Source organism: Rhizobium sp. RAF56 (assembly GCF_052113965.1).
Taxonomy (GTDB): domain Bacteria; phylum Pseudomonadota; class Alphaproteobacteria; order Rhizobiales; family Rhizobiaceae; genus Rhizobium.
Genome location: NZ_JBFRDU010000003.1, coordinates 131,761 through 147,343, shown reverse-complemented (window position 1 = coordinate 147,343; position 15,583 = coordinate 131,761). Strand labels below are relative to the sequence as shown.

Sequence of the window (15,583 nt, the reverse complement as noted above, 5' to 3'; positions counted from 1 at the left end):
AGTGTCGTTCACTCGGCCAGCGCATAGACTTCCGCCGGCCGCGTGACACCCTTGAGAGAGAAGGTGCCCACCTTTTCGAAACCTGCCTGAAAGTGGGACACGAAGTCTGCGGACGCCAGCAAGCTGCGGTCAACGGTGTCGCACAGCTTTTCCATGCGAGCCGCTTCGTTGACCGCTTTTCCGATCGCGGTGAAGTCGAGGCGTCGGAGAGCGCCGACGTTTCCATAAAAGACCTCGCCGACGTGCAGGACGATGTCCACGGGAATTTCCGGCTGCGCGGCGTCCGACCGCCTTCGATTGAGCGCGGCATTCGCTTCCATCGCCCCCTTCGCCGCCGACAGCGTCCGCCGGCATGCCTCGGCAGGGTTCTCCCGTTCGGCCGGAAAAATGGCGAGCAGGCTATCGCCCATGAATTTCAGGATTTCGCCGCCATGCTCTTCGACCGGCCGCCCTAGCGCTTCGAAATGCTCGTTCAGCCACGCGACAATATGGTTCGGCGGATGGTCTTCGTTGAGCGAGGTAAAGTTCTTGAGGTCGGCGAGCAGGATCGCCGCATAGATCGCCGCGCCTTCGCCGCGCTGCGTCTGTCCGCTGAGAATTCGACCGCTGGTGCGTGTACCGGTATAGACCGCCAGCATATCCGCCGCGACGCGGGTTGCGGCGATGCGGTAGCAGGCGAGCGCAAGCGCAGGCAGGAAAATATCGAGGTCGGCAATTTGCTTGTCCGAGAAGCCTGAAGGACCATCCCCGGCCAGGGAAAATCCCACACCGGCGAGAGCGGTTCCGCTCGGGTAAGGGGTAAGCTTCAGAAGGTAGTCGGTCGCGCCAAGATCGGCCAAGTCCTTCAGCAGCGCGTAATGTGCTGTGTCCTCATCGGGCGCCGGCAGCTTCCAGCGGCCATAGCTAAGGTCGTTCGCAAGAAGATAGGAAACGGGCGACCTGCGGAACATCTCCTGGCCCGCATCGTCATGTCCCTGAACCTCCATCGAAATGCCCTGAGATCGCGACCATGCGACTGCGAAGCCTCGTTGCAGGGGGTCGATGGATGGCATGGCGATCGAAGCGCGAAGGAGCGGGTATCCAAGTGTCACCAGCCGCTCTGCGACGCCCTCCAGGATTTCTTCGACGCTGTCCGTGGACAGGCCTTTGTCGATGATCCACTCGACCAGTTCTTGCATTCGGAAATCCTTAAGGACCGTCATTTCCCGTAAAAAAGTCTGATGTCGCCGTAAATCCACGCACATTTCGAGCCGCACGTTTTCAACGTCTTCCACCCTTTGATCATTTTTATGACGAGCGGGCTCGTGGAACAACTTCTGCCAAAAGTCATTTGGTTGTTCATGAAATCAATCGCTTCGACCGCAACGCTGTCATTATTTCTCTCCTTCAGCGTCGCTGCCGCGCAGGAGCTTCGGCCAGAAGCTATCGACGCCGCATCGCTTGCCTCCATCGCCCTGGAGCGTCCGCTCAAGCCTTCTCAGGATCCGGATCCCGCGATCGTACGCCTGCAGGTGCTGCTGGACCGCGCGGGTTCCTCTCCGGGCGTCGTCGATGGTCTTTACGGCGAGAATGTCAGCAAGGCGGTGGCCGGGTTCGAGACGATGAACGGCCTTCCAGCCGACGGAAAACTCGATCCCGACGTGATCAGCCGCTTGGACACTGGTGCTCCGATCGTCGAGAGTTATGTCGTCACCAACGAGGATGCTACCGGCCTTGTCGACCATATACCCGAGGACTACGGGGAAAAGGCCAAGATGGCGAGCATGGGTTACACAAGCGTGGCGGAGAAGCTTTCGGAGCGATTTCATATGGATATCGATCTGATAAAAGCGCTCAATCCCGGCTCCGACTTTGCGCCCGGCAAAACGGTAGAGGTCGTCACGCCGGGACCGCCGAGAGAGGGGAAGGTCAAGCGCATCGCGGTCAGCAAGAAAGAGGGGCAGGTCCTGGCCTACGACGAGGCGGGAAAATTGCTCGCGGTTTACCCGGCGACCGTCGGCAGCAAAGACAATCCTTCCCCAAAGGGCACACACAAGGTCAAGGGCGTCGCGAGAATGCCCGTCTATCGATACGACCCCAAAGTGAACTTCAAGCAGGGCAGGAACAACAAGGTTCTTATCATTCCCAAGGGGCCGAACGGTCCGGTCGGCAGCGTCTGGATCGATTTGACCGAGCCGACCTACGGAATCCACGGAACCCCGGATCCCGAACTCATCGACAAGGTTGGATCGCACGGCTGCGTCCGCCTGACGAACTGGGATGCGGAAGAACTCGCGGGCATGGTCAAGCCGGGCGTCGTCGTGAAGTTCGTCAATTGACCGTATGACGGTCGCGCGCCGACGAACCCCTTAGAGTTGCTGGCGGAGTGGCCGGAAGGCTTCCCGGAGTTCGACCGAGAAGAGCGCGGGCTGCTCCCAGGCGGCGAAGTGGCCGCCTTTGTCGACCTCGTGGAAGTAGGCGAGATTGCGGTAGGCGCGCCGCGCCCATGTCTCCGGCGCCTGGTAGTTCTCTCCAGGAAAGACGGTGATGGCGACCGGCAGCGCGATCTGATCGGTTTTTTCCGCAGCGGATAGCGCAGGACTATGCCCGCCGCCATACTCCCAATAGAGCCTTGCCGACGAGGTGGCGCTGTTTGTCAGCCAGTACAGCGTGACGTCGTCGAGCACCTCATCCGGCGATTTTTCCGGGTCGCTGTTGTCGTATGTCCAACGCGAGAACCCGGGATGACCGAGCATCCATGCCGCCAGGCCCGTCGGAGAATCCGCAAGCGCGTAGCCGATGGTCTGCGGTCGCGTACCCATGAGGGTCGCATAAGACCTGTTCCCCATTTTCGCGGCTGAAATGAACGCGTCGAAGGCCGCGCGCTCCTTCTCGGTCAATCCCGCTGGGGGCGGACCGCCGACCGCAAGGATGGCTGCAATTTCCGGCGGGACGATTGCCGGCAGATTGATATGGATGCCCATCAGGCCTGCAGGCGCAAGCCGCGCCATCGCCTGGGATACCGGCGAGCCCCAGTCGCCGCCCTGGGCGACATAGTGCTGGTAGCCAAGGCGCTTCATCAGTTCCGCCCAGGTCGCCGCTATGCGGTCGGGGCCCCAACCGGTGCTCGTCGGTTTTCCGGAAAAGCCATAGCCGGGCATCGAGGGAATAACCACGTCGAAAGCGTCTTCGGCGCGTCCGCGATGGGCCGTCGGGTCGGTAAGAGGCGCGATGATCTTCAGGTTCTCGAAGATCGAGCCCGGCCAGCCATGGGTGATGATGACCGGCATCGCGTTGGGATGCTTGGAGCGAACGTGAATGAAGTGAATGTCGATGCCGTCGATCTCGGTCATGAATTGCGGAAAGGCGTTGAGCTTCGCTTCCGCTTTCCGCCAGTCATAGCCGGTGCCCCAATATGCAACGAGCGGTTTGATCTTGGCGAGCGGTATTCCCTGGGACTGGTCGTCGACGGTCTCCCGGTCGGGCCAGCGTGTCGCCACGATGCGGCGGCGAAGATCGACGAGTTCGTCTTCGGAAATATCGACACGAAATGGGCGGATCGCGTCGCTCCCGACACTCGCACCGCTCGCGGCCGCCGCCGCATAGGAGGGGAACAGCCCGAAAGTGCCCGCCGCAGCAGCAATTCCCACCCCGGCGGCGGCCAGCAGGTTGCGCCGGCCGGCGTCGATGTTTTCCAAGCCTTCGTTGCGATCATTCGGCTGTGACATGTCAGTCTCCCATATCCGTTGGCCTCCTTGGAACGTGGAAGTTCGGGAGCCAGCGCGCTCGCTGCCTGAAGCGAGAAAGCGATCAATCTGGGCGGACGTTGCGCGCGGGGTCGAAACGGCAGGTCACGTCCATCCAGGTGGCTTTGGATGGACGTGGTTCATACTAGCGGCGTGGCAATGCGCGCGGCGCAACGATCTTAGCGCGACCTCGGTTCAGCCTATCAGGTTAGCGCGAGGCGCGCTGGAAGATGTTCAAAGCGGGTCCATGAACGATCTTCGACCCCATCAGCTGACGGCATCGACTGCGATGACGGCATCAGCAAAGGCCTGCGGTGCCTCTTGCGGCAGGTTGTGGCCGATGCCGCCGGTAATGACCCGGTGCTCGTATTTGCCCGAGAACTTCGCGGCATAGGCGGATGCATCCAGGTGAGGGGCACCGTTTGCATCGCCTTCCAAGGTTATAGTCGGCACCGAGATGACCGGCGCTTGCGCCAGGCGCTTCTCGAATTCGTCATATTGCGGCTCGCCTTCGGCAAGCGCCAGCCGCCAGCGGTAATTGTGGATGACGATATCGACGTGGTCGGGATTGCTGAAGGCCTGAGCGCTGCGCTCGAAGGTGGCGTCGTCGAATTTCCACTGCGGCGAGGCGAGTTGCCAGATGAGCCTTGCGAAGTCGTGCGTATTGGCTTGGTAGCCGGCGCGTCCGCGTTCGGTGGCAAAATAGTACTGATACCACCATTGCAGCTCGGCCTTCGGCGGCAGGGGCATTTTGCCAGCCTGCTGGTTGCCGATCAGGTAGCCGCTCACCGAAACCAGGGCCTTGCAGCGGTCGGGCCAGAGCGCCGCGATGATGTCGGCGGTGCGGGCGCCCCAATCGCAACCCGCCATGATCGCCTTGTCGATCTTGAGCGCATCCATCAACGCGACGATGTCGGCGGCGATCGCCGACTGCTGGCCGTTGCGGACGGTCTTGTCCGATAGAAACTTCGTTGTGCCGTAGCCGCGCAGATAGGGCACGATCACCCGAAATCCCTTCGCTGCGAGGAGCGGCGCTACTTCGGCATAGGTGTGGATATCGTATGGCCAGCCGTGCAGGAGAAAGACGGGCCGGCCGTCAGCGGGGCCGACCTCCGCGTAGCCGACATTCAGGACGCCGGCGTCGATCTGGCGCAGCGTGTCGAATGATGCCCCACTCGTGGTCATGGCAGGTTGCTTCTCCTTGCTTGCCGCTTGCGACTGTGCCGTCACGCCGAACTCGACGGCCGCAAATGTCATTGTCGCGGCAGCGAGTATACGCCGGCGGTCACGATCGATTGTTTCGCCAGCTTTGATTTTGCCCATGGTGACATCCTTTGCTGAAGACTGCGATTGTTAGCGAATCGGAATATTCGGGGAGACTAGACCAGCTTGGTCCCGACATCGACATCGCTCATATCGCCTTGGAACAGGCATGCATTCCTTCAGCCCGTCCGCAACGGCTTGAAGGCGGCCCGCAGATCGTCCGTCAGAAGCATCGGCTGCTCCCAGGCCGCAAAGTGACCGCCCTTCGGAGGCCGGTTGTAGAAGATCAGCTTCGGATAGGCCTTCTCGGTCCAGCTCTGCGGCGCCTGGTAGATCTCGTCGGGGAAGGCGCTGACGGCAACCGGGATCTTGATGCCGCGCGGGTCGAAGAAGCCGCCGGACGGGAAATGGGCGTTGTCCCAATAGAGCCGCGCCGACGAAATCGCGGTGTTCGTCAGCCAGTAGAGCGTGATGTTGTCGAGGATGTCGTCCTTGGTTAGGCCCTCAGGCTTGCCGTCGAAGATGCGGGCGATCATGTCGTAGCTGCGGATGTCGTGGTCGAGCATCCAGGCTGCGAGGCCGACAGGCGAATCGACGATGCCGTAGAGCGTCTGTGGGCGGTTGTTCATCTCGATGGCGTAGCCGAGCCCGTTCTTGTAGAAATCGTCGAGCTGATCGTAGGCACGCTTTTCGTCCGCCGAGAGACTGGCTGGCGCCGGTCCGCCGCCCGAGAGCGCCTTGGCAATATCGGCGGGGACTGTGGCCGCCATGTTGGTGTGGATGCCTATGAGACCGGGAGGCTCCTGCACCGCCATCAGCTCGGTAACGGCATTGCCCCAGTCGCCGCCCTGGGCGACGTATTTCGTGTAGCCGAGACGCTGCATCAGCGTCTCCCAGGCCTTGGCGATGCGCGGTGGATTCCAGCCCGCCTCGGTCGGCTTGCCCGAGAAGCCATATCCGGGCAGCGACGGGATCACGACGTCGAACGCGTCCTCTGCGGTGCCACCATGGGCGGTCGGATTGGTCAGCGGCTCGATGATCTTCAGCTGCTCTATGATGGAGCCCGGCCAGCCGTGGGTGATGATGATCGGCAGCGCATTTTTTTCCTTCGAGCGAACATGGATGAAATGAATGTCCAGCCCGTCGATGTTTGTAACGAACTGCGGGTAGGAGTTGAGCTTCGCTTCGATCTTGCGCCAGTCGTAATGCTTGGCCCAGTGGTCGGCGAGCTTCTTGATGGTCGCGAGCTGGACGCCTTGCGTGTGGCCCGAAACCGTTTCCTTGTCCGGCCACCGGGTCGCCGCGACGCGGCGACGCAGATCGGCAAGGTCGTGGTCGCTGAAGTGAACGTGGAAGGGCGTGATGGCTTCGCTTGCGGCGGTGGCGGCCGCCACAGCGCCAGGCATCAGGGCGAGAGCCCCGACAGCGGCCGTGACGGCCAGCACTTCGCGGCGAGTGGGGGTTGCCGAAATCCGTGTCATGGAATTCTCCTCTATCGACCCGATTGCTAGCGATGTTTCCAAAGAGATCGGCTGAAAATGAGGGCGATGCCATTGCACCATGGTATCGCCGATACGTTTGTATCAATTGTGTATGACGCGCCGTGCGGCCAGAGACCGATCTTACGCGACGACACTAAGGCACAACGGATGTTTGCTCAACGCGGATGCCTGCCGGTGCGCTCGAAAACCATTCAGCGACGCCGCCGCTACCGCCAGAACCGCTTTGCATCGAGGACGTCGTCAAGTGCGGATTGCGCAGCTTCGATCAACGAGGATTTATCCGTCTGCGAAAGGACTGATTTAGCCTCGGGATGTTCGAGCAAGCCGTGTTGGTGGAGGATGTCAGGCACTGAAACGCTGTCGTTCAGCGTCCCAAGCTGGTCCTGCAGGCTCTCCATTGCGGAGATGAAGCGTTTGTAGCGGCGTGTCTCGCGCTTGCCGGAAAACAGCGATCCGAAGAACTCCGCAGCGTAGCGCAGTTTCTTCGCGTCCTTGCGAGCCTGATGGCGGCCGGCGTCGTCGACGGCGGCGAGACGTTGGCCATGCTTCTTCAGCTTCTTCCTGATCTTGTCCAGCGTCTCTACCGCAAACTGCGTCGCCGGGGCCTCGCGGATGTCCCGCGAGGCAGGAATGGCGAGATATTCGCCGCAATGGAGCCAGGCGTTGAACGCCAGCATCAGCGCCGCCGCTCTGGGCGTGGCGAGCGCCTTGAAGACATCCTGATAGGTCGCGTTGCGCGCGTCAGCCAGCCTGTCGAGGAGTTCGCCGTTACCTGCCTTGGGCAGAAGGACGTCAAGGTTTCGTGCGTCGCCCAGCACGCCTGCGAGCCAACGCAACTCCTCCGCCAGCCAAGGAGCTTGACTGTCTTGCAGTAGCGGCCTGAACAAGGAAAACGCTGAGCGAAGCCGCCTCAGCGCGACCCGCGCCTGATGCAGCGCTTCGGCATTCTCCCGTCGAAGCAGGATACCCTCATTCAAGCGGAATTGGCGAAAGCACGAGTGAGCTATCACCTCGAAAGCGTCAACCGCACTCATGCTCCGAGGGAGCTTCAATGGCTCGGCCTTGATGGCAGATTGTTGCGCCGCCAGCAGGCGGTAGCCTCGCTCGGCTTTCGACTGCACGCCGAACTTTACCGGCACGCGATCGCCGATCCTTCGGGCAACCGCGAACAAGTCCTTCGGGTCGCCGTCCTTGAGCTCGAGTTCTATCTCGCAGATCGGCGTCTGCCGTTCGCGTGAAAATGCCAGTCCTTGATCGACCACGGCCTCGATGCGCGAACCCTTTTCCTCCAGGTTCCAGACATGCCTTTCAATGGAAACCTCAAACAGCGGCTTCACCCTCGTCGCTGCCGAACCAAGCTCGTTCAAAAGCGGGTTCGAATGATCGAGGATCGGCACGTCGCCGGGAACAGGTGTCTCCCATTCCGAGCGCACGAAAAGCGAGGCGCCTGGGCCGGTCGCCTTTACGGTCTGGGTCGTGACGTCGCCTGATCGCCTCAGGCGCAGCGTGTAGCCGGCTTCGAAAAGCTCGCGGGTGGGGGTATCGAAGTAGGTCGAATGTTGGTGACGAATTTCAGCTGGCTCCCCGAAGAGCTTCGATTTCACGAGCCGGCGCACGTCGTCAGGGAACAATTCGAGCTTCAGTTCGATTTCCAACAAAGTTCTCCACTCCGTTGCGCCGAAAAACGGTTTCCTCTATGAGACCGTTTGTCCCTATCGCGATCTCCACCTGTCGGTTTTCGCATGCTTTGGTAGACGGAAGAACTGCGGCGGTTTAGGTTACCTCAACCTACCAGCGTGCAACCTTGGAAGAAAGCCATGTTCCAGGAAGTACAGGTATCCCAGTCGAACTTTGCCGACGCCGAACAGGATGTGGAGCAAGCCGGTGCGATCTGCCTGCGGCGGAGCCGGAAAGGGAAGCTTCGCGTCCTTCTCGTAGGAAGCCGCCGCAATGGCCGCTGGGGCTTGCCGAAAGGACATGTCGAGCAGAGCGAAGGCTCGAATTCGGCGGCGGCCCGAGAGGCTTTCGAGGAGGCAGGCGTACTCGGTTCGGTGGAGGAGGCAGTATTCGGCACCTTCACCTACTTCAAGGATACGAGCACAAGGCGCTATCACGTAACGGTCCACCTCCTGACGACGACGTCGGTCGCGAGATCGTTTCCGGAAAAGGCGGTACGAAAGACGCGATGGTTCTCGTTGGAGGACGCGATCAACGTCGCCAGCCAACCCGGTCTTAGGGCGCTCCTTCAGACGCTGACCTAGCGGAACTGGCGCGAACTTGGCCGGGTCATGAGCGCGTCCTCTTCGACAAGCGATCGTGCAACGACATTCCAGCCAGCATGAAGGCCACGAAGACGAGGCTTTGGAAAAGGCCGACGGGAAGGGCTGCTATCGCCGGGCCGGGGCAGAAGCCGCCGAGACCCCAGCCGATCCCGAACAGGGCTGAGCCGAAGATCAATGGCGCATCGATCCGCTTGTTCGACGGCAGGTGGAATGCCTCATCGAGAAGCGGTCGGGGCATCTTCTTCACCCACAGCATGCCGATAAAAGTGACCGTAACGGCGCCGCCGAGCACGAAGACGAGGCTAGGGTCCCAGGCACCTGCAACGTCGAGAAAGCCCTGGACGCGGGCAGGGTTCAGCATGCCGGAAAGCGAAAGGCCGAAGCCGAAAACGATGCCGGCAGCCAGGGCCGCAAGTGTTCTGGCGGCGTTCTGTGTCATAGGCCGACGCTCCGCAGAACGGCGACCGTGACCATGCCGGTCGCCAGGAAGCTCAAGACTGCCACGAACGAGCGTGGCGAGAGCCGGGCGAGCCCAACGACGCCGTGGCCGCTCGTGCAGCCAGAACCCATCCGCGTGCCAAACCCGACCAGCAGGCCGGCTGCGATGATGACGGCCAGCGGCTCGGTGATGGTTATCTGCGGCCAACGGCCGAGCAGGAGCAGGTAGACGATCGGGCCAAGCATGAGACCGACGACGAAGGCGGCGTTTGTCTGCCAGTTCAGGCCTTGCGCCAGCCGGCCGACGATGCCGCTGACGCCTGCGACGCGGCCGTTGAGGATCATGAGCATCACCGCCGACAGCCCGATCAGCATTCCACCCACAAGGGAGAGCAGATAAGAGGTCATTCGAAGCCGGTCCTTGATATTTGTCCCCTTGCGGAGACGGCCAAACAACTCCCGAGGGATCGCTGAACGAGAGAACCCGCCGATCGAGGATACGGCGGGTTCATGTCTGTTGAAGCGGGGCCCGTTGGCCTAGCCGCATTTGCCTGAAAAAGCTTAGTGCAGGATCTGGCTCAGGAACAGCTTGGTGCGCTCGTGCTGCGGGTTGTCGAAGAATTCGGCCGGCGAATTCTGTTCGACGATCTGGCCCTGGTCCATGAAAATCACGCGGTTGGCGACCTGGCGGGCGAAGCCCATTTCGTGGGTGACGCAGAGCATGGTCATGCCTTCCTCGGCAAGGCCCACCATCGTGTCGAGCACTTCCTTGATCATTTCCGGGTCGAGCGCGGAGGTCGGCTCGTCGAAAAGCATGATCTTCGGGTTCATGCAGAGCGAGCGGGCGATCGCCACGCGCTGCTGCTGGCCGCCGGAGAGCTGCCCGGGATACTTGTTGGCCTGTTCCGGGATCTTGACGCGCTTGAGGAAGTGCATCGCGACCTCTTCCGCCTGCTTCTTCGGCATCTTGCGCACCCAGATCGGCGCCAGCGTGCAGTTTTCCAGGATCGTCAGATGCGGGAAGAGGTTGAAGTGCTGGAACACCATTCCGACTTCGCGGCGCACTTCGTCGATCTTCTTCAGATCGTTGGTGAGCTCGACGCCATCGACGACGATGCGGCCCTTCTGGTGTTCTTCCAGGCGGTTGATGCAGCGGATCATCGTCGACTTGCCGGAGCCAGACGGGCCGGCGATGACGATACGCTCACCGCGCATGACGCGCAGATTGATATCGCGCAGCACGTGGAAATCGCCGTACCACTTGTTCATGTTCGAAATATCGACCGCAACGTCGGTTTCCGAGACGGTCATTTTCTTGAGCTTGGGCTCAGCCATAGTTTTGTTCCCTTTGGTCTTATCGTTTGTGGCCAGTATCGAGATGGCGTTCCATAAAGCTTGAATAGCGCGACATGCCGAAGCAGAAAAGCCAGAAAACGAACCCCGCAAAAATCAGTCCCGTCAGGGGCGTCACCGGCGAGATCCATTTTGCATCGCCGAAGCTCGCTTTGACGATGCCGAGAAGGTCGTACATGTTGATGATCGACACCAGCGACGTATCCTTGAACATGCCGATGAAGGTGTTGACGATGCCGGGGATCACGAGCTTGATCGCCTGCGGAAGAATGATCAGGCACGTCTTTTGCCAATAACCGAGGCCGAGAGAATCGGCTCCTTCGTACTGACCCTTCGGGATCGCCTGCAGCCCGCCGCGTATGACCTCGGCCATATAGGCGGAGGCGAAGATGGACACGCCCACCAGCGCGCGCAGGAACTTGTCGATATTGCTGCCTGGAGACAGGAATAGCGGCAGCACGACGCTCGCCATAAAGAGGACGGTGATCAGCGGCACGCCTCGGATCAGTTCGATGAAGCCGACACAGGCTGCCTTGACGATCGGCATCTTCGAACGCCGGCCCAGCGCCAGCAGGATACCGACCGGCAGCGAAACGACGATGCCGATGAAAGACAGGATCAGCGTCACCATGAGCCCACCCCAGAGGGTTGTCTCTACATAGGTCAGTCCGAACCAACCGCCCAGCAGCAGGACGTAGGCCAAGATCGGCAAAGCGATCAGCAACAGTATCGCGTTCAGCCCCTTGCGCGGTGTCGACGGTATTAGGAAGGGGACCAACAACACTACGAACAGTGCGGCGATCAGGATCGGTCGCCACAATTGGTCGCGTGGGTAGGAACCGACCATGAATTGCGTCGACCAGTCGCGAACGTAGGCCCAGCAGGCCCCGTGCCAGCCATCGGGCAGCGAGCCTCCTTGGGCGGCCGTCGTGCAAGCAGTTCGGTTATCGCCGGTCCATACCGCATGGATGAACAGGAAGTTGATGACCGAGTATAGAAACCAGACGACGACGACGAGGGAGACGACACTTAGGATGGTGTCGCCAACCGAGGCAAAAAGATTGCGCCGCGCCCAGCCCCAAGCCGATTTGTCGTTGGTCGGCGCTTCGTCGGCGGGAAGGAATTGCGTTCGAACGAATGCGATGTTCTCTTCCATCTCAGCGCTCCACCAGTGACATTTTTGCGTTGAACCAGTTCATGAAGAGCGAGGTGATCAGGCTGATCGATACATAGATCATCATCCAGATCGCGATAATCTCGATGGAGTGGCCGGACTGGTTGAGGATCGTGCCGCCCACGGCGACTAGATCGGCATAACCGATGGCAACCGCCAGCGAAGAGTTTTTAGTCAGGTTCAAATATTGCGACGTCAGTGGTGGGATGATGATGCGCAACGCCTGCGGCAGCACGACGAGGCGTGTTGTCGGACCCGGTCGGATGCCGAGCGCGTGGGCCGCTTCAGTCTGCCCCTTGGAGACGCCGCGAATGCCGGCGCGGACGATTTCCGCGATGAAGGCCGCCGTGTAGAAGGACAACGCCATGTAGAGCGACAGAAATTCCGGCCCGACGACGGTGCCGCCTTTCATGTTGAACTTGCCGAGTTCAGGCACGTCGAAGGTGACCGGGAAGCCCGTGACGATCAACGCAAGCAGGGGCAGGCCGATGATCAGGGCGAGATTGATCCACAGCACCGGCGAGCGCTTGCCGGTTTCCATCTGCCGCTTGGTCGCGAAACGGGCATAGGCGATCGCTGCGACGATGCCGATGACGAAGGCTACTGCCACGATCCAGAAGCCGTCGCCGAAGACCGCCGCCGGAGTAAAGATGCCGCGGTTGCTGATATAGACATGCAGCGGCAGCGAAATCGACTGCTTCACGTCTGGCAGGAGCGAAAGCACGCCCTTGTACCAGAAGAAGATGACAAGCAGCGGGGGAATGTTGCGAAAGACTTCGACGTAGACGGTCGAAAGCCGGGAGATCAGCCAATTGTTGGAGAGGCGCCCTATGCCGACGGCCAAGCCGACGATAGAGGCCGTGACAATGCCGCAGACTGCCACGATCAACGTATTGACCAGCCCGAGCATCAGCGCACGCATATAGGTGGCGTCGCTCGAATATGCGATCGGGGTCTGCGCGATATCGAAACCAGCGCGGCTTTTGAGGAAGCCGAAGCCGGCCGTCATGTTGGCCTTTGCCAGGTTCTGCACCACATTGGTGCTCGCATACCATACGAGCCATACAAGAAGGATAACGGTGAGCGCCTGGTATACAAATTGGCGCAGTTCTGGATTGTAAATTAATGAACGTGCGCGATGGAGTCCGGTACCCCGATCGACGGCTTCAATTGCCATATGGTTTCCCCGTTTCCGCAGCCCGTTTTCCGGGTGTTATTTGTCGGAATGTGCCGGGAGGGCGCAAAGCGCCTTCCCGGTGTTGGCTAGCCCGCGATCAACGGATCGGCGGTGCGTACTGCAGGCCACCCTTGTTCCAAAGGGCATTGAGGCCGCGCTTGATCTTCAGCGTGCTGCCTTCGCCGACATTGCGCTCGAAGGATTCGCCATAATTGCCGACCTGCTTGACGATGTTGTAGGCCCACTTCTCGTCGAGGCCGAAGTCCTTGCCGATCGTCTGATCCTTTTCTTCTCCGAGGAAACGCTTGATGTCCGGGTTTTCGGACTTCGCCATTTCATCGACGTTGGCCTGGGTGATGCCGAACTCTTCAGCCGTCACCATGGCGTAATGCGCAAAGGAGACGACGTCGAACCACTTGGAGTCGTTCTGACGAACGGCCGGCCCCAGGGGCTCCTTCGAGATGATTTCCGGAAGGATGATGTGGTCGTCCGGGTTGGAAAGCCCCAGCCGGATCGAATAGAGGCCCGACTGGTCGGTGGTGTAGACGTCGCAACGGCCCGCCTGGTAGGCGGCATCGACTTCTTCCTGCTTTTCGAAGACGACCGGCTTGTAGTCGAGCTTGTTGCCCTTGAAGTAGTCGGCGAGGTTCAGTTCGGTGGTCGTGCCGCTCTGCACGCAGACCGCGGCGCCGGACAGCTCGAGAGCCGACTTTACGTTCAGTTCCTTGCGTACCATGAAGCCTTGGCCGTCATAGTAGTTGATGGCACGGAAATCGAAGCCGAGCTGGCTGTCGCGGCTCGCGCTCCAGGTCGTGTTTCGGGCGAGTACGTCGATTTCACCCGACTGCAGAGCCGGGAAGCGGTCCTTGGCCGAAAGCGGCGTGTACTTGACCTTGGTCGCGTCGCCGAAGACGGCGGCGGCAACGGCTTTGCAGAGATCGACATCGAGACCGGACCATTTACCGGCTGAATCCTGAGCGCCGAAGCCTGCCAGATTGGCGCCGTTCACTCCGCACTGCACAAATCCCTTGGCCTTGACATCGTCGAGTGTGCCGGCCGAAGCGGCAGACGCGCCAAGTACCAGAACGGCAGTGCCAACTGCGGCGGACAGAAGCGTTTTTTTCATCTTTCCCAACCTTTGTTCTCTTGTTCTATCGCTAGATTCCCCGCCCCAGCGTCCAGAGCACTACAAGCGCCCACGCTCTCTGGGTGCGATGACCGCTATCACAGTCGGAAATTGAGCTAGGGTCAAGTGTAAGTTCAAATAATCTTGAACCTGGAGACTAATATAGATTTCGTTTGAGAAACAAATATTTGCCGGGTATCGCTCGGGTGGTGGAACGTGCTCCCCCGACTGGCGGCGACACACCGGGTGCAATGCGGGAGCGCTATGCATGAAACGGGGTTGACCGCCATGAATAGGGAAGCCACAACTCGAACTCTCTTTAGAAAGTGCCAAAGGCCCATTCCGACATGAACGATAAAGTAAGCCCGCTCGAGAACGCTGGCGTCAACACGCGCCTTGCCCATATCGGCTATTCTCCCTCCGACTATCACGGCTTCGTCAATCCGCCGGTTGTCCATGCTTCCACCGTGCTGTTTCCGAATGCCCGCGCGATGGAGATGCGCGACCAGAAATACACCTACGGAACACGGGGTACGCCGACCACCGACGCGCTCTGTGAGGCGATCGATGAACTCGAAGGCTCGGCCGGCACTATCCTTGTTCCTTCCGGATTGGCGGCCGTAACCGTTCCTTTCCTGGGCTTCCTTTCCGCCGGCGATCACGCGCTGATCGTCGATTCGGTCTATACGCCCACGCGCCATTTCTGCGACACGATGCTGACACGGCTCGGCGTCGAGGTCGAATATTACCATCCCTTGATTGGGGCAGGCATCGAACAGCTCATCCGGCCGAACACGAAGCTCGTTCACACGGAAGCACCCGGTTCGAACACCTTCGAAATGCAGGACATCGGGGCGATTTCCGCGGCGGCACACCGGCATGGCTGCGTGGTCTCGATGGACAACACCTGGGCGACACCGCTCTATTTTAAGCCGCTCGACCACGGGGTCGACATTTCGATCCATGCCGCGACGAAATATCCGGCCGGCCATTCCGACATTCTGATGGGGACGGTCTCGGCCAATGCCGCCCATTGGGAGCGACTGAAAGACGCGACCGTCACGCTCGGCATCTGCGGTGCCCCGGACGACGCGTATCAATTGCTGCGCGGGTTGCGCACCATGGGCGTGCGCCTGGCGCGGCATCAGGAGAGCGCCCTTGCTGTCGCTCAATGGCTTGAAGGGCGCGAGGAAGTTGCAAAGGTCCTGCATCCGGCGCTGCCGAGCTTTCCCGGCCACGAATTGTGGAAGCGGGATTTCAAGGGGTCGAGCGGTATCTTCTCATTCGTCCTTGCCGTTGACGACCAGGCGAAGTTCAAGCCCAAGGCACATGCCTTCCTCGATGCGCTCAAGATCTTCGGTCTCGGCTGGTCATGGGGCGGATACGAGAGCCTCGCAGTGCACGTCAATCTGAACGACCGGCGGATTTGCAAGGCGTCGAGCGAAGGTCCGTTGATCCGCTTGCAGATCGGTCTTGAGGACGTCGCCGACATCAAGGTCGACGTCGAGCGCGGCTTTGCGGCAGCGAAAGCAGTCTGATCGCC

Annotated in this window: 14 protein-coding genes; 3 read left to right on the top strand and 11 right to left on the bottom strand. The window is 60.5% G+C overall.

From position 1 onward, the window contains the following. Positions 1–8: 8 nt before the first annotated feature. Positions 9–1,178 carry an adenylate/guanylate cyclase domain-containing protein gene (locus AB4048_RS03955; protein ID WP_442200622.1) on the bottom strand — a complete coding sequence of 390 codons (1,170 nt, stop codon included), beginning with the start codon at positions 1,176–1,178 and terminating at the stop codon, positions 9–11. 162 nt (positions 1,179–1,340) lie between these two features. On the opposite strand from AB4048_RS03955, the gene AB4048_RS03950 reads away from it, so the two are divergent. Next, positions 1,341–2,318, top strand: a complete 978-nt coding sequence (locus tag AB4048_RS03950; RefSeq protein ID WP_442200621.1) for a L,D-transpeptidase family protein — start codon at positions 1,341–1,343, stop codon at positions 2,316–2,318. Positions 2,319–2,348: 30 nt separating this feature from the next. Here AB4048_RS03950 and AB4048_RS03945 read toward each other — a convergent pair whose 3' ends face one another. The 4 genes from AB4048_RS03945 to AB4048_RS03930 all read right to left on the bottom strand — a co-directional run bounded on the left by AB4048_RS03945 (position 2,349) and on the right by AB4048_RS03930 (position 8,145). Then, the gene (locus tag AB4048_RS03945; RefSeq protein WP_442200620.1) at positions 2,349–3,707 is read right to left on the bottom strand and encodes an epoxide hydrolase family protein; all 1,359 of its coding nucleotides are present in this window, start codon (positions 3,705–3,707) and stop codon (positions 2,349–2,351) included. A 285-nt stretch (positions 3,708–3,992) separates the two neighbouring features. Next, positions 3,993–5,048 (bottom strand): alpha/beta fold hydrolase, encoded by a 1,056-nt coding sequence (locus AB4048_RS03940; RefSeq protein WP_442200619.1) that lies wholly within the window; start codon positions 5,046–5,048, stop codon positions 3,993–3,995. 119 nt (positions 5,049–5,167) lie between these two features. Beyond that, the gene (locus AB4048_RS03935; RefSeq protein ID WP_442200618.1) at positions 5,168–6,469 is read right to left on the bottom strand and encodes an epoxide hydrolase family protein; all 1,302 of its coding nucleotides are present in this window, start codon (positions 6,467–6,469) and stop codon (positions 5,168–5,170) included. A 227-nt stretch (positions 6,470–6,696) separates the two neighbouring features. After that, complete coding sequence (locus AB4048_RS03930; RefSeq protein WP_442200617.1) at positions 6,697–8,145, bottom strand: CYTH and CHAD domain-containing protein; 1,449 nt, start codon at positions 8,143–8,145, stop codon at positions 6,697–6,699. Positions 8,146–8,307: 162 nt separating this feature from the next. Here AB4048_RS03930 and AB4048_RS03925 point away from each other — a divergent pair, with 162 nt between their 5' ends. Next, positions 8,308–8,751: an NUDIX hydrolase gene (locus tag AB4048_RS03925; protein WP_442200616.1), complete on the top strand. Its 444-nt coding sequence runs from the start codon at positions 8,308–8,310 to the stop codon at positions 8,749–8,751. Positions 8,752–8,776: 25 nt separating this feature from the next. On the opposite strand, the gene AB4048_RS03920 is transcribed toward AB4048_RS03925, so the two are convergent. The 6 genes from AB4048_RS03920 to AB4048_RS03895 all read right to left on the bottom strand — a co-directional run bounded on the left by AB4048_RS03920 (position 8,777) and on the right by AB4048_RS03895 (position 14,040). Next, positions 8,777–9,211, bottom strand: a complete 435-nt coding sequence (locus AB4048_RS03920) for a DUF6691 family protein (protein ID WP_442200615.1) — start codon at positions 9,209–9,211, stop codon at positions 8,777–8,779. Further along, positions 9,208–9,618: a YeeE/YedE family protein gene (locus tag AB4048_RS03915; protein WP_442200614.1), complete on the bottom strand. Its 411-nt coding sequence runs from the start codon at positions 9,616–9,618 to the stop codon at positions 9,208–9,210. Before AB4048_RS03915 ends, AB4048_RS03920 begins: the two co-directional genes overlap by 4 nt. A gap of 153 nt (positions 9,619–9,771) precedes the next feature. After that, positions 9,772–10,545 (bottom strand): amino acid ABC transporter ATP-binding protein, encoded by a 774-nt coding sequence (locus AB4048_RS03910; RefSeq protein WP_442200613.1) that lies wholly within the window; start codon positions 10,543–10,545, stop codon positions 9,772–9,774. A gap of 19 nt (positions 10,546–10,564) precedes the next feature. Beyond that, complete coding sequence (locus tag AB4048_RS03905; RefSeq protein WP_442200612.1) at positions 10,565–11,719, bottom strand: amino acid ABC transporter permease; 1,155 nt, start codon at positions 11,717–11,719, stop codon at positions 10,565–10,567. Position 11,720: 1 nt separating this feature from the next. Further along, positions 11,721–12,914, bottom strand: coding sequence for an amino acid ABC transporter permease (locus AB4048_RS03900; RefSeq protein ID WP_442200611.1), 1,194 nt, complete (start codon positions 12,912–12,914; stop codon positions 11,721–11,723). A gap of 97 nt (positions 12,915–13,011) precedes the next feature. Then, the gene (locus AB4048_RS03895; protein ID WP_442200610.1) at positions 13,012–14,040 is read right to left on the bottom strand and encodes an amino acid ABC transporter substrate-binding protein; all 1,029 of its coding nucleotides are present in this window, start codon (positions 14,038–14,040) and stop codon (positions 13,012–13,014) included. Positions 14,041–14,387: 347 nt separating this feature from the next. On the opposite strand from AB4048_RS03895, the gene AB4048_RS03890 reads away from it, so the two are divergent. After that, complete coding sequence (locus AB4048_RS03890) at positions 14,388–15,578, top strand: cystathionine beta-lyase (protein WP_442200609.1); 1,191 nt, start codon at positions 14,388–14,390, stop codon at positions 15,576–15,578. Positions 15,579–15,583 lie beyond the last annotated feature (5 nt).